This is a genomic window from Phenylobacterium koreense (assembly GCF_040545335.1).
Lineage (GTDB): Bacteria > Pseudomonadota > Alphaproteobacteria > Caulobacterales > Caulobacteraceae > Phenylobacterium > Phenylobacterium koreense.
This window is the reverse complement of the sequence record NZ_JBEPLU010000001.1, coordinates 341,959-361,640: the sequence shown is the minus strand read 5'-3', so window position 1 is coordinate 361,640 and position 19,682 is coordinate 341,959. Positions and strand designations below refer to the sequence as shown.

The 19,682-nt window shown below is 68.1% G+C and carries 16 protein-coding genes; 11 read left to right on the top strand and 5 right to left on the bottom strand.

Features of this window, described 5'->3' with window-relative positions:
* Positions 1–6: 6 nt before the first annotated feature.
* The 5 genes from ccoG (at position 7) to hemN (ending at position 5,789) form a co-directional block, all read left to right on the top strand.
* Positions 7–1,518 (top strand): cytochrome c oxidase accessory protein CcoG, encoded by a 1,512-nt coding sequence (ccoG, locus tag ABID41_RS01770; protein WP_331929546.1) that lies wholly within the window; start codon positions 7–9, stop codon positions 1,516–1,518.
* Positions 1,515–2,000, top strand: coding sequence for a FixH family protein (locus ABID41_RS01765; protein WP_331929544.1), 486 nt, complete (start codon positions 1,515–1,517; stop codon positions 1,998–2,000). The genes ccoG and ABID41_RS01765 overlap by 4 nt, the downstream gene beginning before the upstream one ends.
* Positions 1,991–4,168 carry a heavy metal translocating P-type ATPase gene (locus ABID41_RS01760; protein ID WP_354297102.1) on the top strand — a complete coding sequence of 726 codons (2,178 nt, stop codon included), beginning with the start codon at positions 1,991–1,993 and terminating at the stop codon, positions 4,166–4,168. The genes ABID41_RS01765 and ABID41_RS01760 overlap by 10 nt, the downstream gene beginning before the upstream one ends.
* On the top strand, positions 4,165–4,326 hold the full coding sequence (gene ccoS, locus ABID41_RS01755; RefSeq protein WP_331932830.1) for a cbb3-type cytochrome oxidase assembly protein CcoS: 162 nt from the start codon (positions 4,165–4,167) through the stop codon (positions 4,324–4,326). Before ABID41_RS01760 ends, ccoS begins: the two co-directional genes overlap by 4 nt.
* 77 nt (positions 4,327–4,403) lie before the next feature.
* Positions 4,404–5,789, top strand: a complete 1,386-nt coding sequence (gene hemN, locus ABID41_RS01750) for an oxygen-independent coproporphyrinogen III oxidase (protein ID WP_331932831.1) — start codon at positions 4,404–4,406, stop codon at positions 5,787–5,789.
* Here hemN and ABID41_RS01745 read toward each other — a convergent pair.
* The gene (locus ABID41_RS01745) at positions 5,786–8,074 is read right to left on the bottom strand and encodes a TonB-dependent receptor (protein WP_331932832.1); all 2,289 of its coding nucleotides are present in this window, start codon (positions 8,072–8,074) and stop codon (positions 5,786–5,788) included. The genes hemN and ABID41_RS01745 overlap by 4 nt on opposite strands.
* A gap of 399 nt (positions 8,075–8,473) precedes the next feature.
* Between ABID41_RS01745 and ABID41_RS01740 the strand changes: the two genes are divergently transcribed.
* The 5 genes from ABID41_RS01740 (at position 8,474) to ABID41_RS01720 (ending at position 13,263) form a co-directional block, all read left to right on the top strand.
* Positions 8,474–9,454 carry an aldo/keto reductase gene (locus ABID41_RS01740; RefSeq protein WP_331932833.1) on the top strand — a complete coding sequence of 327 codons (981 nt, stop codon included), beginning with the start codon at positions 8,474–8,476 and terminating at the stop codon, positions 9,452–9,454.
* A 31-nt stretch (positions 9,455–9,485) separates the two neighbouring features.
* Positions 9,486–10,466: a TauD/TfdA dioxygenase family protein gene (locus ABID41_RS01735; protein ID WP_331932834.1), complete on the top strand. Its 981-nt coding sequence runs from the start codon at positions 9,486–9,488 to the stop codon at positions 10,464–10,466.
* An 81-nt stretch (positions 10,467–10,547) separates the two neighbouring features.
* A complete protein-coding gene (locus ABID41_RS01730; RefSeq protein WP_331932835.1) occupies positions 10,548–11,627 on the top strand; it encodes an ABC transporter substrate-binding protein in 1,080 nt (359 codons plus the stop codon).
* Positions 11,624–12,484, top strand: coding sequence for an ABC transporter permease (locus tag ABID41_RS01725; protein ID WP_354297101.1), 861 nt, complete (start codon positions 11,624–11,626; stop codon positions 12,482–12,484). Before ABID41_RS01730 ends, ABID41_RS01725 begins: the two co-directional genes overlap by 4 nt.
* A complete protein-coding gene (locus ABID41_RS01720; protein WP_331929157.1) occupies positions 12,460–13,263 on the top strand; it encodes an ABC transporter ATP-binding protein in 804 nt (267 codons plus the stop codon). The genes ABID41_RS01725 and ABID41_RS01720 overlap by 25 nt, the downstream gene beginning before the upstream one ends.
* Here ABID41_RS01720 and ABID41_RS01715 read toward each other — a convergent pair.
* The 4 genes from ABID41_RS01715 to ABID41_RS01700 form a co-directional block, all read right to left on the bottom strand.
* On the bottom strand, positions 13,197–14,678 hold the full coding sequence (locus tag ABID41_RS01715) for a S10 family peptidase (RefSeq protein WP_354297100.1): 1,482 nt from the start codon (positions 14,676–14,678) through the stop codon (positions 13,197–13,199). The two genes, ABID41_RS01720 and ABID41_RS01715, sit on opposite strands and share 67 nt — an antisense overlap.
* The gene (locus ABID41_RS01710) at positions 14,666–16,381 is read right to left on the bottom strand and encodes a M61 metallopeptidase family protein (RefSeq protein WP_331929499.1); all 1,716 of its coding nucleotides are present in this window, start codon (positions 16,379–16,381) and stop codon (positions 14,666–14,668) included. The genes ABID41_RS01715 and ABID41_RS01710 overlap by 13 nt, the downstream gene beginning before the upstream one ends.
* Positions 16,381–17,628, bottom strand: a complete 1,248-nt coding sequence (locus tag ABID41_RS01705; protein ID WP_354297099.1) for an aminotransferase class V-fold PLP-dependent enzyme — start codon at positions 17,626–17,628, stop codon at positions 16,381–16,383. Before ABID41_RS01705 ends, ABID41_RS01710 begins: the two co-directional genes overlap by 1 nt.
* Before the next feature lie 164 nt (positions 17,629–17,792).
* Positions 17,793–18,275, bottom strand: coding sequence for an Lrp/AsnC family transcriptional regulator (locus tag ABID41_RS01700; protein ID WP_331932919.1), 483 nt, complete (start codon positions 18,273–18,275; stop codon positions 17,793–17,795).
* A gap of 158 nt (positions 18,276–18,433) precedes the next feature.
* Here ABID41_RS01700 and ABID41_RS01695 point away from each other — a divergent pair, with 158 nt between their 5' ends.
* The gene (locus ABID41_RS01695) at positions 18,434–19,591 is read left to right on the top strand and encodes a pyridoxal phosphate-dependent aminotransferase (RefSeq protein WP_331932918.1); all 1,158 of its coding nucleotides are present in this window, start codon (positions 18,434–18,436) and stop codon (positions 19,589–19,591) included.
* Positions 19,592–19,682: the final 91 nt, after the last annotated feature.

Sequence of the window (19,682 nt, the reverse complement as noted above, 5' to 3'; positions counted from 1 at the left end):
ACTGTAATGACTGTTGTAATCGACCGGACGCATTCCACGCCTCCCGATCCCAAGGGGTCGGGACCGGTCTCGGCCGCCGCCCGCGCACGTTCTTCCAACAAACCCCCGTCCGGGGGCTTGTACAAGGCGCGGGCGGCCATTTACCCGAAGCTGGTCCATGGTCGCTGGCGAGCCATCAAGTGGGCGCTGATGATCCTGATGCTCGGGATCTACTACGTGACCCCCTGGATCCGCTGGGACCGCCCGGGCTCCTTGCCCGACCAGGCGGTGCTGGTCGATTTCACCGGTCGCCGGTTCTATTTCTTCGATATCCAGCTTTGGCCGCAGGAGGTGCACTTCATCACCGGCCTGCTGGTCATGGCAGCGCTGGCCCTCTTCCTGGTCAGCGCGCTGTTCGGCCGCCTCTGGTGCGGCTATGCCTGCCCGCAGACGGTCTGGACCGACCTCTTCATCTATGTGGAGCGGATGTTCGAGGGCGACCGCAACGCGCGCATGCGCCTGGACGCCGCGCCGTGGTCCTTCAACAAGCTGTGGCGCAAGGTCGGCAAGCATATCACCTGGCTGGCCATCGGCTTCTCGACCGGAGGCGCCTGGATCTTCTACTTCCACGACGCGCCGACCCTGCTCAGCGACTTCTGGATCGGCCATGGGCCGATGACGGGCTACCTGTTCGCGGGGCTGCTCACCTTCACGACCTACGTGTTTGCGGGCGCCATGCGCGAGCAGGTCTGTATCTACATGTGCCCCTGGCCCCGCATCCAGGGCGCCATGCTCGATAGCCACTCGCTGCAGGTCACCTATCGCTATGACCGTGGCGAGCCGCGCGGCGCGCACAAGAAGGGTTCGGACTGGACCGGTCGCGGCGACTGCGTGGACTGCAAGCAGTGCGTCACCGCCTGCCCGATGGGCATCGACATCCGCGACGGCGCCCAGCTCGAGTGCATCAATTGCGGGCTCTGCATCGACGCCTGCGACGAGATCATGATCAAGGTCGGCCGCCCCAAGGCGCTGATCGCCTATGACACCGACGCCGCCGTCGAGGCGCGCGCCGCCGGCAAGCCCGCGGTCTACAAGCTGGTTCGCTCCCGGACCATGTTCTACGCCGTGGCGCTTTCGATCGTGTCGGCCCTGATGATCTGGGGGCTGACGCACCGTTCCAGCCTGGACCTGCACGTCCTGCACGATCGCAACCCGGTCTTCGTCCGGCTGCACGACGGCGCCGTTCGCAATGGCTACACGCTCAAGATCGCCAATCGCAGCTTCCATGACGTCGAGGCCATCGTCGCCTTCGAAGGCGCGAAGGGCTCGATCCTGAAGACTCCGGGCGCCAAGGCGACGGGCGAGACCATCACTGTGTCGGTCCCGGCCAACGGGGTTGAAGCGGTGCGGGTGTTCGTGAGCCTGCCGTCCGACAGCCTGACCGCCACCAACCTTCCTGGCGCGTTCATCGTCCGCACTCCGGCCGAGACCGCGCGGGTCAAGACGACCTTCCTCTCCGGAGCGGCGAACCCCCGATGACCGACGCAACCCAGACCCCTGGCTTCCAGATCCGCGGCTGGCATGTGCTGCTCATGGTGGTCGGCTTCTTCGGCGTGGTGATCGCCGTGGACGTGACCTTCATGATGGCCGCCTATCGCTCCTTCCCGGGGCAGGTCTCGGTGACGCCCTACGAGGACGGGCTGGCCTACAACAAGCACATGGCCCAGCAGCGGGCCCAGGCGGCCCTGGGCTGGCGCGCGGCCGTCGCGACCGCGTCGAACGCGGTGACGGTCGAGGTGGTGGACGCCAAGGGGGCGCCGGTGACCGGCCTGAAGCTCACCGGCCTGCTCAGCCGGCCGGCCACCGAAGCGGGCCGGATCGCGCTTACCTTCGCCGAGGCCGCGCCCGGCCGCTATGCAGCCCGGGCCAAGCCCGAAGCGGGCGCCTGGGACCTTTCCTTCAACGCGCAGGGGAAGGGCGGCGAAACGCTGGAGGCTGAGAAGAGGCTCTCATGGCCGTAACCCACGACTTCGCCGGCGACTTCACCGCCTTCCTGCGGCCTGAGAAAGACGGCCGCCGCAGCCTTGACCTCCTGGTCACCGGCGCGCGCTGCGCCAACTGCATGGCCAAGATCGAACGCGAGGTCGGCGCCCTGCCGGGGGTCGAAGCGGCACGGCTGAACCTCTCGTCGGGCAAGCTCACCGTCGGTTTCGGCGCCGGGCGCGGCGATCCCGGGGCGGTGCTGAAGCGACTGGACGCCATCGGCTATCCCGCCAAGCCCTTCGATCCTGCGCAGGCGGTCGCGGCGCATGACGCCGAAGGGCGCAAACTGAGCCTGGCGCTCGGCGTCGCCGCCTTCGGCGCCATGAACGCGATGATGTTCTCGGTGCCGATCTGGGCCGGCCTGTTCGGCCAGGAACTGGGCCCGGCCACCCGCACCCTGATGCAGTGGATGAGCGCCGCGGTCGGCGCGCCCTGCGCCATCTATGCGGGGACGCCGTTCTTCACGTCGGCGTGGCGATCGCTGAAGGCTGGCCGCGCCAATATGGACGTGCCGATCTCCATCGGCGTGATCCTGACCCTGGTGATCAGCTTCGTGGAGACCCTGCTGGGCGGAGCCGACACCTATTTCGACGCGGCCGTCTCGCTGCTCTTCCTGCTGCTCATCGGCCGTTGGCTGGATCATCGCCTGCGCTCGACGGCGCGCAGCGCCGCCGCCGACCTGATGGCCCTGCAGGCGCCGTCCGCCGTGGCGATCGACACGGATGGTCGCGAGCGCCATGTGCCCCTGACCGAGGTCCGTCCCGGCGACCGGCTGCTGGTTCGTCCGGGCGAGCGAATCCCGGTGGACGGACTGGTGGAGGAGGGAGCTTCCGAGCTCGACAATGCGGTGCTGACCGGTGAGACGGCGCCGGTGGTGATCGGGCCCGGCGACACTTGCCGGGCCGGCGCCGTCAACCTGCTGGGCGTTCTGCGCCTGCGGGCCACGGCGCGCTCGGAGGACTCCGCCGTCGCGGCCATCGCCCGGCTGGTCGAGGCCGGCGCCCAGTCCCGCTCGAAATATGTCCGCCTGGCCGACAAGGCCGCCGCCCTCTACGTCCCGGTGGTCCACACCGCCGCGGCCCTGACCCTGGCCGTGGGCTGGGCGCTTGGCCTCGGCTGGCGCGAGGCGCTGCTGCGGGCGGTCGCGGTGCTCATCATCACCTGCCCCTGCGCCCTGGGGCTGGCCGTCCCCGCAGTCCAGGTCAGCGCCTCGGCGCGGCTGTTCCGCAAGCGCGTGCTGGTGAAGTCCGGCGCGGCTCTGGAACGCCTGGCCGAGGTCGATCACGTGATCTTCGACAAGACCGGCGTGCTCACGGAAGGCCGGCCGCGCCTGCTCGATCCGCTGCCCGCCGCGGTCGCCATGGCCGCTCCGCTCGCGAGGGCCTCGGCCCACCCGCTGGCCAAGGCGCTGGCGGCCGAGGCTGGAACCGGCCTGGTGGCCGAGGCCGTGGTCGAGACGGCCGGGCAAGGCGTCGAAGGCCTGATCGACGGTCGTCGCGCTCGGCTCGGCCGCGCCAGCTTCGTCGGCGTCGAGGGCGCTCTCGCCAGCGAGACCGAGCTCTGGTTCGGCTTCGAGGGCGACACCAAGATCCGCTTCGTGTTCGAGGATGCGATCCGCGCCGACGCCGCCGAGGTGGTCGCGGGCCTGCAGCGGCGTGGCCTCAGCGTCGAGATTCTGTCCGGGGATGTCGAGGCGTCCGTCGCCCGCGCCGCGCGCGCCGTTGGGCTCGATGTCTGGTCCGCAGGGCTCAGCCCCCAGGACAAGGCCGACGCCGTCAAGCAGCGGGCGGCGGAAGGGCGCAAGGTGCTGATGGTCGGTGACGGCCTCAACGACGCCGCCGCCCTCGCCAACGCTCACGCGGCCATGGCTCCCGGCACGGCGCTGGACGCCAGCCAGAACGCTGCGGACCTGATCTTCTCCGGCGAGGGACTCTCCGCCGTCACCACGGCCCTGGACGTTGCGAGCAGCGCCCGCACCCGCGCCCTGGAGAACTTCGGCTTTGCGGCGCTCTACAACCTCGTGGCGGCGCCGGCGGCGATGCTGGGGCTGATCAATCCTTTCGTGGCGGCCCTGGCGATGTCAGGCTCGTCGCTGGTGGTGACCTTGAACGCCCTGCGGATGGCGATGGTCGGAGGACGCCGATGAGCATCCTGATCTTCCTGGCGCCCGCCTCGGTCTTCCTGGCCCTCATCGGGCTGGCGGCCTTCTGGTGGACGTTCCGGGCCGGACAGTACGACGACCCGATGGGCGACGCGTCGCGGATCCTTATCGAGGATCCCGCCGACCGGCCGCTCAGCGATTGATCAAGCCATCGATTGATTAATGTCAGGGCGCGGCTGGTGCGGGCCGGGCAGTCTGCCGCGAAAGCAGGAGGCTTGCCTTGACCGTTGTCCATTCGCCGCGCCCAACGAACGAAGCGCTCGCCGATCTCGTGGCGAGGTACGACGGGCGAGCCCCGCGCTATACGAGTTACCCGACGGCGGTGCAATTCAGCCCGCAGGTCTCGGCCGAGACCTATCGCGGCTGGCTCGCCGAGCTGCCCCTCGACGTTCCGATCTCGCTCTATATGCACATACCGTTCTGCGATCGGCTGTGCTGGTACTGCGGTTGCAACACCCGGGCTGTGAACCGCCATTCGCCGGTGGCCGACTATGTCGATTACCTGCTGCGGGAGATCGCCCTGCTGGACGAAGCCCTGCCGGGCCGTCTGCCGGTCAGCGCCGTGCACCTGGGCGGCGGCAGCCCCAACATGCTGGAGCCGGACGAGCTCGATCTCCTGTTCGCCGCCGTGGGCCGTGTCTTCGAGCGGACCGGCGATCTTGAGGTCGCCGCCGAGCTTGATCCCCCCGGCCTGACCCGCGAGTGGGTCCAGGCCGCCGCTCATCATGGATTGAGCCGCGCCAGCCTGGGTGTGCAGAACCTGTCTCCGAAGGTGCAGGCCGCGGTCAACCGGAACGGGTCGATCGAGGAGGTGGCCCGCTGCATGGGTTGGTTGCGCGACGCCGGCGTCCGCTCGATCAACCTCGACCTGATGTACGGCCTGCCGCACCAGACGACGGCCAACACCCTTGAGACCATCGATGCGCTGCTGCCCCTGCGGCCCGAGCGCCTGGCCTTGTTCGGCTACGCCCATGTGCCGTGGATGAAGTCCCATCAGCAGTTGATCGACGAGAAGGCCTTGCCGGGGCCGAGCCAACGCCTCGACCAGGCCGAAAGCGCCGCCGAACGGCTGCAGGCAGAGGGCTATGTCCGCATCGGCCTCGATCACTTCGCGCTGCCCGAGGACGAGCTGGCGGTGGCTCAGCAGGAAGGGCGCCTGCGCCGCAACTTCCAGGGCTACACCACCGACACCGCCATGACCCTGCTCGGCCTTGGCGCTTCGGCCATCGGCAGTCTGCCGCAAGGCTATGTGCAGAACGTTGCGCAGGAGCTTCCCTGGCGGACCGCAGTCGAGAAGGGAGGCTTGCCGGTCGCCCGCGGCGTCGCCCTGACCTCCGAGGACCGCCTTCGCGCCGAGATCATCGGCCGGCTGATGTGCGACTTCTATGTCGACCTGTTCGATGTCTGCAGCCGCCATGGCCGGGACATGGGTGCGTTCACCCCGCAACTCGACCGCCTCGCGCCCTTCGAGCAGGACGGCCTCGTCGAACGGCAGGGCGGACGGATCACCGTGACGCAGACCGGCCGCCTCGTGGTGCGGTCGGTCTGCGCGGTGTTCGACGCCTATTTCGAGCCGGATGCCGTCCGCCACTCCCGCGCGCTCTAGAACCTGGCTCGCAGCGTCGCGCCCCAGGTCCGCGGATTGCCCAGGCGCCCCGAGATCCCGTAGGCCGACGCCCCTACGATCGAGGACGTGCCGACCTGCTGGAAGTAGGTCTCGTCCAGCAGGTTGTCCGCCCATAGGGAGAGGTCGTACTTGCCGTCCTGGAAGCGCGCGCCCAGCCGCAGGTTGACCAGCGAATAGGCCGGGATGCGGGTCAGGGGATCGGCCTGGACCGTGCCCTCCTGCTCCGAGCGATAGGCGTACTGGGCCAGCGCATAGCCGCGCACGTCGCTGGCCAGGTCCCGTTCGTACCGCAGGCTGGCGTTGAAGATCCACTCCGGCGACTGGAACAGCCGCTTGCCGGTCAGGTCGCAGGGCGCGGTCTTGCCGACCGGGCAGGGGCCGTTCGGATAGGAGGAGTATTTGGCGTCGATCCACGAGCCGTTGGCCGAGACGTTCAGGTCCGGAGTGATGTCGTAGCTGCCCTCGATCTCGACCCCGCGCGAGCGCACGTCGCCGACATTGGCCAGGAACGAGCGGACGCCGGGCAGGGCGATGTTCGCCTGCAGGCCCTCGAGTTCGGTCCAGAAGCCGCTGACGTTCAGGGTCAGGCGCCGGTCGAAGAACTGGTTCTTCGAACCGATCTCCCAGTTCTCGACCTTCTCCGGGTCCACCACCAGCGGTGAGCCGGCCGAAACCGCCGAGTTGAGGTTCAGCCCCGCCGCCTTGTAGCCCGTCGAGTACGAGGCATAGAGCATGTTGTCGGGCGTCACCTTGTAGGCGGCGCTGAGCAGGTAGGAGACGTTGTCGCCCTTAACCTGGGTGTCGTAGTTGAACATGATCGAGGTCGGGACGTAGGGCGTGCCCCGGGTCGAGGTGACGGTGACGCCGGTCCGCTTGTCCTCGGTGTAGCGGAGCCCGCCGGTCAGGATCAGCTTGTCGGTGACCTCGAAGTTCGCCTGTCCGAACAAGGCCCATGAGGTGACGTTCGAGCGCGTATCGCCGATGTATTGCGAGCCCGGCGCGATGATCACTTCCGGGGCGTCCGGGTTCGTCTGGCGATTGAGCGCCGTGTAGAAGGCGCCGGCGTCGTAGCCGAACTGGTTCAGGATATAGTGGTCCTTCAGGCGCTGATGGAAGGCGTAGGCGCCGGCCTGCCAGTTGAACCGGCCGGGCTTGGAAGCCAGGCGGACCTCCTGGGAATACTGCCAGGTGTGGGTGCTGGCGACATTGACCTGAATGATGTCCAGCGGGGTGCCGTCGGAATCCTGCAGCGGATCGAAATGCCAGTGCCGGTAGCCGGTGATCGAGGTCAGGTCGGCCCAGCCGAGGTCCCAGTCGACCTGGGCCGAAAGCGCGTCCTGGTCCGTCCGCATGTTCTGGATGGCGTTGGCCTGGGTGTACTCCGTCGAGCCCTGCGGAACGTAGCCGAGGGCGGCCAGGGCGTTCAGCGTCCGCTGGGTTCCCGCGCCGCCGACGGCCGGGGAGAGCACGTCGGTAAGCACGCCGACGCAGCAGGTGTCGTCCTCCTGGGAGTACTCGGCGATGACCCGGGCGCTGATGTTCTCGGACGGCGTGACGAGGAGCTGCAGGCGCGCGCCGCTACGGCCGATGCTGTTGCCGGAAACCCCGGTCTTGATGTTGTCCAGCGTCCCGTTCCGGTCGGTGTTGAACGCAGTGAGACGATAGGCCAGGAGGCCGTCGACCAAGGGCCCGGTCATGCTTAGCCGTAGCTGGTTGTATCCATAGGAGCCGAGCGAGACCTCGGCGACCGCCTCCGGCGTGAAGCTGGGCTTGCGGGTCCGGATATTGACCACGCCGGCCGAGGTGTTGCGCCCATAGAGCGTGCCCTGCGGCCCGCGCAGCACCTCGAAGCTCTCAATGTCGATCAGGTCCGCCAGCGCCATGCCCGGCCGGCCCAGATAGACCCCGTCGAAATAGAAGCCGACCGAGGTGTCGAGGCCGTCGGAGGCTGACGACACGCCGATCCCCCGGATGCCCACCGACGAGTTGCGCGGATTGGAGTTGTAGGCGGTGAAGCTCGGCGCGCGGCGTTGCACGTCCTCGAGGGTGTAGGTTCCGGTCTGCTCCAGCGTGGCGCCGGAAATGGCCGAAAGCGGGATCGGCACGTCCTGGGCGCGCTCGGCCTGCAGGCGCGCGGTGACGATCAGTTCCTCGACCGAACCGGCGGCGTCGGCGGTGTCGACGGCGTCGCCAGCGGCGGCCGCCGGGGCCTGCTGCGCAAAGGCTGGGGCGGCCGCGCCGAGCCCGGCGGCTAGCGTCGTCATGAGTAATCTATGGCGGAGAGACATCGGTTTCTTCTGCTGGCCTCGTCGTTCCTCGGGGAGGTGCGCACGAGGGACAGGCGAGGCGTTCGGCCCCCGCGGCGCCTCACCAATCCTACTTGTAGAGTAGGAAATAGAAGCAAGACCTTCTTTCAGAACGAAGAGATTTTCTAAATGCATGGTGTGCGCGTCGATCGACCCGCAAGAGAGCCGATCGTTATCTCCGACATGCGTATAGTGACCTGAAATAACGGGAGAAAACTATCAACGTCAGTCTTTCTCCGGCGGCCGTTTAGAAAACATCGGGCAGCCGGAGAGGGTCTCGTCTCGGTTCTGAATTGACAACACCAACTATAAAGGTGGGAATTAAGGGGATTAAGTTGCAGCCCTCTGGAGCTCCCCATGTCGTCCTCCCCCCGCGTGCCTCTAGGCCCCTTCGAAGTTAGCCGTCAGGGCTATGGCGCCATGGGGCTCAGCCATGTCTACGGCCAGGCGGAGGACGCGGAGTCCATCGCCACGATCCACCGCGCCATCGATCTCGGGATCACCTTCTTCGACACCGCGGACATCTATGGTTCGGGTCACAACGAAGAGCTGGTCGGCAAGGCTATCGCCGGGAAGCGGGACAAGCTGGTCGTCGCCAGCAAGTTCGGCAATCGCTTGGACCGCGAGCAGAGCGGCCGCGGACTCGACGGCCGGCCCGAATATGCCCGCGCCGCCGTCGAGGCCAGCCTGAAGCGGCTGAACCTCGACCACATCGATCTCTACTACCTGCACCGCCTCGATCCCCAGACGCCGATCGAGGACACGGTCGGCGAACTCGGCCGCCTCAAGGCCGAGGGCAAGATCGGCGGGATCGGCCTTTCCGAGGTCGACGCGGAGATCCTGCGCCGCGCCCACAAGGTCCACCCGATCGCCGCCCTGCAAAGCGAGTACTCGCTGTGGACCCGCGAGATCGAGGACGAAATCCTGCCCACCGCCCGCGAGCTGGGCGTCGGCTTCGTGGCCTACAGCCCCCTTGGCCGAGGCTTCCTGGCCGGAGCCGGGCCGGTGGAGGAGGGCGATCGCCGCAACCTCCATCCGCGCTACCAGCCCGAGGCCGTCGCCGCCAACAGCCAGCGCCGTGCCGTGGCCGAGAAGGTCGCCCTGCGCCTGGGCGCCAGCGTCGCCCAGGTCAGCCTCGCCTGGGTGCTCTCGAAGAATGTCGTCCCCATCCCCGGCACCCGGCGGATCACGCACCTGGAGGCCAACTGGGACGCCAACGACCTGCAACTCAGCCCGGCCGACGTCGCCGAACTGGAGGCGGCCTTCATCCCAGGATCGACCGTCGGCGCCCGCTATCCGGCCGGGGCCTCGCCCGTGCCCGCCCGCGCCACTGCCTGATCAAACCGTTATAAATCAAGGAGAAACCCGTATGAGCGTCACCGCCCTCCGTCCGGTCGCCGAAGGCCAGGACTTCACCCCGACACGCATCGTCGTCGATCCGGTCACGCCGCTGATCGGCGCCGAGATCTCGGGCGTCGATCTTCGCCAGCCCCTGGACGCCGAGACGATCGCGGAGATCCGCCAGGCCATCAACAAGTGGCGCGTGGTCTTCTTCCGCGACCAGGACATCAGCAACGAACAGCTCAAGGCCTTCGGGCGCACCTTCGGCCCCCTGACGCCCGCCCATCCGATTTCCGAAGGCCTGGATGACCATCCGGAGATCTGGGAGCGCAAGGTCGACGAGTATCGCGTCCGGCGGACCGAGAACGACACCGGTCCGCCGTCGGCTCGCCCGCCGCGGGACTACAAGGGCTGGCACATCGACATCACCTTCGTCGCCAACCCCAACAGCTACTCCCTGCTGCACGGAACCGAGATTCCGGCCTATGGCGGCGACACCCTCTTCGCCAACCTGATCGCGGCCTATGATGGCCTGACGCCGAAGATCCAGCGGCTGATCGACGACCTGCAGGCGGTGCACCAGACCAGCTCCTACGACGCCGGCGGCGGCGCCCGCAAACCTCGCAAGGACGGCCGCTCGACCGGCCCGTTCGTCTCCCTGCATCCGCTGGTGCGGGTCCATCCCGAAACCGGCGAGAAACTGCTGTTCCTGAATCCGGGCACCACGACCCACATCGTCGGGCTGAAGGAACGCGAGAGCCAGGCCCTGCTCGACCTGCTCTACGGCGAACTCACCCGCCCCGAATACGCCGTCCGCTTCCGCTGGTCGCCCAAGGCGCTGGTGGTCTGGGACAACCAGGCGGTCGCCCACGCCGGACCCATCGACTACGCGCACTTCAATCTGGGACGGACGGTTCGGCGGATCACCGTCGCCGGCGAACTGCCGGTCGGCCCGGACGGCTTCAAGTCCCAGGCCCTGGAAGGCCCGCTCTTCAACGTCCTCGGCTGATCTCCCTCGTCGAGCACAGCTCCCGGGCCGCGCTGGAGAGGGCGGCCCGGGATTTTTCCCCAAGAATCCAGGTTGAACCAAGTGAACAGGCGCAAGGCGTTCATCGTCGCTATCGCACTCATGGCCGCGGGGCTCGGCGTGACCGCCTGCGGCCGTTCCCAGGACGCGCCGGGGCCTCAACTCGCCCTGGATGCGCCCCTGCCGACGACGATTCCTCCGGGAACCAGGCTGGTGATCGGCGATCCCACCACCCAGCGGGTGCTGGAACACACCGGCTGGATCAAGGACCTGCCGTTCGAGGTCCAGTGGGCTCAGATCAGCGGCGGGCCGCAGGTCACCGAGGCGTTCCACGCCAAGGCGCTCGATGTCGGCTCGGCGGCCAACATCCCGCCCATCCACGCGACATGGGTTGGCATTCCGGTCCGGATGATCGCCGTCCGCCTGCGCACCGAACCCTACAAGTATCCGCTGTTCGAGCTGGGTGTCTCGCCCAAGGCGAAGATCACGAGCCTGGCCGACCTCCGGGGCAAGAAGATCGCCTACAGCCCTGGCCAGGTGCAGGGGGAAATCGTGCTGCGGACCCTGGCCGCCCAGGGCCTCACCACCCAGGACGTAACCCTCGTCGAGCTGCCCAGCACCGGCGACGTCTATCCGAACGCCCTGGTCACCGGCCTTGTCGACGTGGCGCCGCTGGGCGCGGGCGTTCCCACCAAGCGCTACCTCGACAACTACGCGAAGGACGGGGGCAAGGTCCTGCGGCATCCGCCGTTCCGAGACGACCTGCTCAATCTCTATGTGCGCGAGGAGACCTTGCGCGACCCGGCCAAGGCGGCCGCCTTGCGTGAGTACGTGAAGTTCTGGGCCCGGGCCGCCGAATGGACCCGGACCCACAAGGAGGAGTGGGCCCAGGCCTACTATGTGAAGGACCAGGGCCTGTCCTTGCAGGACGCCCGCTTCGTGGTCGCCGCAAGCGGCGACTCCGTCATTCCCCGCGACTGGTCCGAGGCGATCGCCCTGCAGCAGGCCTCGATCGACACCCTCGCCAAGGCGGGCGGCCAGAAGCCGTTCGACGCCGCCCAGATCTTCGACCGTCGCTTCGAGACCATCGCGGCGGACGCGGTCGCACCCGTGAAGACTGCGCAGAACGAGGCCCAACCATGAGCGTCGCCCACATCCTCGAGCGGCCGGCTGCGGCCGCCGCGCAGAACGCCGCCGAAAGCCCGCCGCCCGCCGCCCGGCGCAAGCGCCGCCTGGGCCTGGGCCATCCCGCGCCCTACGGATGGTTGCTAGGCCCGGTCCTGCTGCTGGTGGCCTGGGCCATCGGCTCGTCCACCGGCTTCATCGATCCGCGCATCCTTCCCGCGCCCTGGGTCGCCGTCATCACCGGAGCCGACCTGATCGAGCAGGGACGGCTGCAGGCGAACATCGCGGTGTCGGCCTGGCGGGCCGGCCAGGGCCTTGCCTATGGCGTGGCCGTCGGCGTGGTCGTCGCCCTGATCTCGGGCCTCAGCCTGCTAGGGGGCTACGTCTTCGACGGCCTGGTGCAGCTCAAGCGCGCGATCCCGACCCTGGCGCTCATTCCGCTGTTCATCCTGTGGTTCGGTATCGGCGAGGCGATGAAGGTCATCGTCATCTCGCTGTCGGTCTTCATCCCGATCTATGTCCATACCCACAACGCCCTGCGAGCCATCGACATCAAGCATGTGGAGCTGGCCGAAACCCTCGGCCTTGGCCGGCTGGCCTTCGTCCGGCACGTGGTCCTGCCGGGCGCCCTGCCAGGCTTCATGCTGGGCCTGCGGTTCGGCGTGATGGGGGCCTGGCTGGCCCTGGTGGTGGTCGAGCAACTGAACGCCACCAGCGGCATCGGCTACATGATCAACCTGGCGCGGACCTATGCCCAGTCCGACGTCATCCTGCTCGGCCTCGTCGTTTACGCCATCCTCGGCGTCTCGTCGGACGCGGCCGTTCGCTTCCTCGAAAAGAAGGTGCTGTCATGGCGCAAGACACTCGCTCAGTGAGCCCGACGGTTCGCGTCCGCAACCTCGTCCGCCGCTTCACCCTCAAGGGGGTGCTGAACGGCGTCGACCTCGACATCCAGCGCGGCGAGTTCGTCGCCCTGCTGGGCCGCTCGGGCTCAGGCAAGAGCACCCTGCTGCGCGCCTTGGCCGACCTCGACCGGGAGGCGACAGGCTCGGGCGAACTCCTCGTTCCTGAGAAGCTCTCGGTGGTCTTCCAGGACGCCCGCCTGCTGCCCTGGAAGCGGGTGCTGGACAATGTCGTCCTCGGCCTCGAGGGCGGCGAGGTTCGCGAGCGCGGCCGCAAAGCCCTGGCTGAGGTGGAGCTGGGCGGTCGCGAGAACTCCTGGCCGTACGAGCTCTCGGGCGGCGAGCAGCAGCGGGTGGCGCTGGCGCGCTCGCTGGTCCGCCAGCCCGAGCTGCTGTTGGCCGACGAGCCTTTCGGCGCCCTCGACGCCCTGACCCGCATCCGCATGCACATCCTGCTGCGCCGCCTCTCGGAGGTGCACAATCCGGCCGTGCTCCTGGTCACCCACGACGTCGACGAGGCGATCGAGCTGGCCGACCGTGTGGTGGTGCTCGACGACGGCAAGATCGCCGCGGACATCGCCGTCAACCTGCCGCAGGAGGGCAGGGGGCGTCACGCTCGCGCACTTGATCTCCGCCGCCAGTTGCTCGGCTACCTCGGCGTCCAGGACCCGCTGGACGAGGCGTTTCAGCGCGAGGCGATGAACGCGCGGATATCAGCGCCCAGCAGCCTGGGGCTGTCGTCGCCCATGTAGGGCATGTGGCCCGAGGGATAGGCGCGCAGGGTCAGCCGGTCGTGCGCCAGCCCCGAGCGGCGGGTGACGTACTCGGCCGAGCCCAGGGTGGTGGTCAGGTCGTAGTAGCCGGCGCCGACGAACACCTTCAGCGAAGGGTTGCGGCGCATGGCGGCGGCCAGGTCTTCCGCATAGTTCCTCGGCTGGCCCCAGTTCCAGCGCCCGTTGACCTCGCCGAAGGCGATTGGCTGGTAGGTCGTCGGGGCGGGCGCCTTAAGCTCGTTGCGGACATAGTCGTTGAGCACGGCGATGAAGCCCGGGGTGTACTGGCCCATAGCCGGGTCGTCGGCCACCGGATCCCCGCCGCTGGCGGCGAGCGGCAGGGTGTAGCGACTGTCATAGGCGCCGAGCTGCAGTCCCTGGTCCTTCAGCAGCAGCTTGCCGAACTCTTCGAGCGAAATGCGCAGGTTGGAGTCCAGCCAGTTCTGGGCCGGCAGGCCGGTCAGCTTGGAAAGGCCCTCGGCGACCCGCTGACGGTCGGCGGCCGGCAGGTCTTCGGCGGCGTAAAGCGCCGGTAGATAGGTTTCGGCCGCGAAGCGGCGCGCTTCGGCCGCGACGCTTTCAGGCGTGCGGCCCTCCCGCGGGGTGCGCCCGTGGACCCAGGCGGTGGCCGCCATGGTCGGCAGGTTGTTCAGATAGGCCTCGTCCCCGGCCGAGCGGCCGCCGAACGACGGGCCCAGGATGATGACGCCGTTCAGGGTGACCCCGCCCAGCGCGCCGGTCGGCGAGAACGGCCCGCCCATCAGGGTGTTGGCCAGCACCGAGGCGCGGACCGTGCCGTAGCTCTCGCCGACCAGGTACTTCGGCGAGTTCCACCGGCCGTTGGCGCTGAGCCAGTCGCGGATGAACTCGGTGGTGGCCCTGGCGTCCTGGCTGACCCCGTAGAAGTCTTCGCCCTTTCCGCCCGGCAGCAGGCGGCTGTAGCCGGTGCCTACGGGGTCGATGAACACCAGGTCCGCGACGTCCAGCAGCGAGAACGGATTGTCCTCCAGCTTGAAGGGCGGAGTGGTCGGCGGATGCACCGGATCAGGGAACGCGACGCGCCGCGGGCCGAGCATGCCCATGTGCATCCAGATCGACGAGGAGCCGGGGCCGCCGTTGAAGACGAACACCACCGGCCGGTTCGTATCCTTGCCCTTGGCCACGTAGGAGAAGCTGTAGAGGCTCGCCGCCGGCTGGCCCTTGGGATCGTGCAGGATCGTCTCGGCCAGGGTGGCGCGATAGGCGATCTTGCGTCCGCCGAAGACGCCGGTGTGGTCGCTGGAATAGCTGCGCGGGGCGGAAACCGCCGCCGCAGGCGCGGCCTCGGCCGCGAACGCCGGGGCGGCCGAGGCCAGCAGGGCCGCGGCGAGCGAGATCGTGATCAGATGGCGCATTTGCTGCCCGGAACTTCGGCCACGCGGCTCCAGCGATAGCCGGGCAGGGCCTCGCCGCGGGGCAGGTAGGTGATCTGCAGGTCCTTGCCGTCGCGGCGGACCTTCAGGGTGATGGTGTCGTCAGGCTTGCCCTGGACGGCGTCGAGGACGACCTGCTCGGTCACCTCGTCCCCCTCCTTCAGGCCCGCCTTCGCGGCGTTCGAACCGGCGACCAGGCCGCGCACGATCCGGGGCGATGCCGTAAGCGAGGCGGCGTCGAAGCCGAGCTCGAACACGCGATAGGTTGCGTCTTCGCGCTTGAAGCAGGGGCCGTAGGCCTCGGAGGGCGGGACCAGCAGCTTGCCGGCCATCATCTCCTCGTGCTCCGTCTTGGCCTGCGGGCCCAGCTCGGCGACCACCAGGCTCAGCCAGGCGTCGGTGTCATAGGACTGGCCGGCATCCCGGCGGGCGATCATCGCCTTCACCAGGTCGTCCAGGCTGCGCTTGCCCCCGGACTTGGCCCGTACCTGGGCGTCGACCATGGCCATGTAGAAGGCGCCGCGGTCATAGGGCAGCTTGCGGACCCGCGTGTCGCTCCAGAACTTGGCGGCGATCTCGCTGGCCGGCGCGGTGTTCACCGGGTTGCCGTAATAGCTCTGGGCCCGCTCGTTCACCTGGGCCAGGAAGTCGTCGGTGTCGATCAGTCCGGCGCGCCAGGGAATGGTCGCCGAATAGAACTCGGCCAGGCCCTCGCCGTACCAGGAGATGATCCCGTTCGGCCCGGACAGGCTGCCCGGCCAGTTGTGGACGATCTCATGGGCCAGGTGGTGGCGCATGCCCTCCACGGTCGGCGGGGGATCATCGCTGAAGCCCGACATGAACGAGTTGAGCAGGCCAGCCCCACCCGTCCCCGGATAGGGGTTCTTGCGGAAGAAGACGCGATAGGGCTTGTCCGGCTCGCCGAAGAAGGTGGCGATCGCGGTGCGCGCCTTCTCGGTCCAGCTCGCCACGGCCTGGACGTCGAACGGCGGCGCGCCCAGCCAGTAGATGGCGAACGGCCCGCCGCTCTCGGCCGGATAGCTGCTCATCGGTCCGGCCATGTAGTAGGTGTTGGCCAGCAGTTCGACCGGGCCGGTCATCCGCAGCTCGCCTTCGCCCAGGCTCTGGGCGGCGCGCGAGCCGGCCGGCATGCCGGCGAGATCCCAGGCCAGGTGCAGGCTGAAGGGCTTTTGCGTGTCCGGCAGCGCCAGGAAGGTGACGCCGGCGCCGTTGACGCCGCCAGCCTCGGGACGCAGGTCGAAGGGCGGGCCGGAGCCGAGCCTCGGGCGGAAGGCGCGGGCCGGCGCCTTGTAGCGCACGGTCACGTCGCCGACGGTCTCGCGCGCCACCTGCCAGCGGCGGAAGTACATGAAGTTCGACGGATCGGCCGGATCGTCCTTCTGCACCAGTGGCACGGCGCCCTTGGTGTCGGTCACCTGGATGTCGGCGGCCTCGTACCGGGCGGTCTCGACCGAGGCGAACACCATCGGCAGCCGCAGGAAGTTCTCGCCGGGCCTGGCGTTCGGCGCCTGCAGCTTGAGCGTCACGTCCACGGCGTCCAGCGCGCCGGCCGAAGCGTGCGGGCGCAGGGTCAGGTCGAGGGAGGGCGGCGCGCCTTGGGCGTGCGCCACGCCGGCCAGCGCCAAGGCGGCGGTGGTCGCGGCCAGAAGCTTTGCGAAAGACATCAGACGGGAGGATTCCGGGGCAGGGTGGAAAGCAGCCGGTCCACGTCGTTCATGTCGTTGAAGACGGCGAGCGAGGCGCGGAAGCGGTTCTGCGAAACGGTGAGGCGGATGTCGGCGGCCTTCAGCAGGTCGCCCAGCTTCCGGCGGGCGTCCTTCAGGGCGAAAGCGACGAGGGCGGTCTTGGAGTCGAGCGGCGTCAGCGGTTCGTAACCGCGGCGGCGCAGCTCGGTCTGGACGGCCTGGATCAGCGGCTGACGGGCCGCCTCGATATTGGCGACGCCGGTCTCGGTCAGCCAGCCGAGCGAGTAGTCGAGCTGCACGACGCCGGTCCAGGAGGTCGTGCCCATGGCGAACCGGCCGGCTGCGTCGGGTGACGCGCTGTAGGTCGCCACGCCTTGGCCCGGCTCGTCATAGGGGAAGACGTGGGCCTTGAAGGCGTTGACCTGGTGATAGCCCCACCAGGGGCGCCGGATCTTGTCCTGGATTTCCTTGCGGACATAGAGGAAGCCCAGGCCGAAGTCCCCCATCAGCCACTTGTAGGAAGAGGCCGCGGCGAAATCGACGCCGGCGGCGCGCAGGTCGATGGGCGTCACGCCGGCCGCGTGGACCATGTCGACATAGACATAGGCGCCGTGGGCGTGGGCCAGGTCGCAGACCTTCTTCAGGTCGTGCTGGAAGCCGTTGGTGGTCGAGACGGCGCTGATCGAGACCAGGCGCGTGCGGTCGTTCACCGCCGCGGCCATCTCGTCCATGTCGATGCGGCCGTCCTTGGTCATCGGCAGGGTGACGACGTCCATCCCCGCCTTGCCGAGTTCCCCGTAGGTATAGAAGGAGCCGAAGAAGTGCAGGGCGTCGGTGACGATCCGGCCGCCGCTGCGCGGGATGTCCAGCGCCTGGATGACCAGGTTCTCGCCCATGGTCGTGGACTGGATCAGCGAAAGCTCGTCGGGGCTCGCCCCGACCAGGGCGGCGAACTTGCCGATCATCGCCCGTTCCTTGGCCCCGACACTGTAGCCGGGCGGAACCGAGCCGTCCTGGGTCTTGTAGTGAAGGTACTCCTCCAGCGCCGCGCGCGCGCCCAGCGGCATCGGGTGGGTCGAGCCCGAGTCCAGATAGGTGAAGGGCATGACCGCGAAGGCGGCCTTCGCCGGCAGGCGTGAGGGAGCGGCCGTCGCGGCGCGGGCGGCCGTCGGCGCGATCGCGCTTCCAGCGGCGGTGGCGGCGACGAGGGCTCGGCGCGTCAGCATCTTGCGGTCCCGTTTCTGGCTGCGAGACGAGGCCCGCTCATCGGAAACGCTAGACCTCGGCCGTCGAATTATCTTGTCGTTCTCGGCGGTCAAGCTCGCGGGGCTGGACTGGATTATCCCTCCCGCGGCGAGATGCTGCATTGCCTATGCGTCGTGGGGGCCGATCAGCGGAATTTGCGCGCGCGCATCGGGATGGCGGTCGTGCTTTTCGACTCCGTCAGCGTGACGATGGAGCGCACATCCACCACGCCCGGCAGCTTCAGCAGGGTCGAGAAGATGAAGTCCTGGTACCAGATCACGTCCGGGGCCAGGATTTTCAGCATGGCGTCCATCTCCCCGAAAACCGTATAGCATTCAAGGATTTCGGGGATGTCGTTGATCGCCTTGTGGAACTTGGCGCGGTCCTCGTCGCTGAGCGTCGTCATCTTCACCTGGGCGAAGATTTGCATCTTGAAGCCAAGCTTCTCCCGATCGACGATCACCACCTGGGCTTTGATGTAACCCTCTTCCCGCAGGCGCTGAATCCGCCGCCAGCAGGGGGACTGGGAGAGGCCGACCCGCTCGGCCAGTTCTGCGGTGGAGAGCGACGCGTCGCGCTGCATCAGCTCGAGGATCTTCATGTCGATGGCGTCAATCTCGGCGGGCATAGCTTATGTCCTTAATCAAATGCTCCTGCATAGCGGATGCGGGAGTTGCGCCTGTCAAGGGCGACTTAGGCAAGATAATCCTCACTCCGGGGATAGGCTCTCTCCATGATCATTCGGCGGCCCCTACGTAGCGGCGAGCCGCCACTGGGGGCGACAAATTGAGCAAGGCGAGTAAGTCCCCCGAGACGGCGGGAGCTCATATCCCGTCGGCGGACGACTATGCCGACTGGGTGAAGGCGATGATGCGCGCCGTGGCGACGACCCGGGACGCGGCTGTGCTCTATGACTCCACCATAAAGGAGCCGACCGAACTGCTGGCGCGCGTGGTGCGCGAGGCGTTCGGCGAGCAGATCACCGACCGCTATGAAAGCGTCTTTGTCAACGGCAACCGCTTCGTGGCCGCCGCGGTCGCGCAGCGCTACGGCGTCCAGCGGGAGAACGTCGTCTCGACGACCGGCGCGACCAGCGCCATGGCGATGGCGATCCGGGCTTATGTCGAGCCAGGCGACCACGTCATCGTCGAGACGCCGTGCTTCGACCTGCTGCCGAGCCTGGCCGCGGCCGCCGGCGCGAGCGTCAGCTACGTCCCGCGCCGGGCGCCGGATTTCCAGATCGAGCCGGTCGAGCTGGCCGCTCTGGTTGGCCCCCGCACCCGCCTGGTCCTGCTGACCCACCTGCACAACCCTTCCGGGGCGGCGCTTTCGGACGAGGCGGTGCTGGCGCTGCTCGCGGCTCTTCCGGAGAACGTCCGTATCGTCATCGACGAGGTCTATGGCGACTTCGCCGGACCGGCCCCCGCCAAGGCGACGCTCTCGCCGCGGATCATCAGCGTCGGCAGCTTGACAAAGGCGCAGGGGCTCTTCGCGCTCAAATGCGGCTGGGCCATCGCCTCGGCCGAGGACGCGCGCGCTATCCTGGCCGCGAGCGACCAGGGTGACTGGGGCGTCTCCAAGCTCTCGCACGCGGTCGCCGCTCGGGTGCTCGAGAACATCGAGCCCTTCGATGGGCACTGGAAGGCGTTGCTTGCCGCGACCCGTCCGGTGGCCGAGCGCCATGCCCGTCAGATGATCGCCGAGGGGCTGCTGGAGGGCGAGCCGCCGCCATACGGCTGCATGTATTTTCCAAAGGTCGTCGGCGTGTCCGACACCCGCGCCCTGACGGACTGGCTCTGGAGCGAGCATCACCTGGTGGTCGCGCCCGGGGAATTCTTCGGAACGCCGGGCCATGTGAGGCTCGGTTTTGGCCGCGATGCGGCGGAATTGGACGACGGCCTGGGGCGCTTGGCCGCGGCGCTTCGGCTCTACCGTAAGCGGTGATAATGCTCGGTCGTCCCATTTCGATATCGCGCATTGCCCATGCAGGCAAACATACCTGATCGCATAATTCATCTGCGATGCTTCGGTGTCG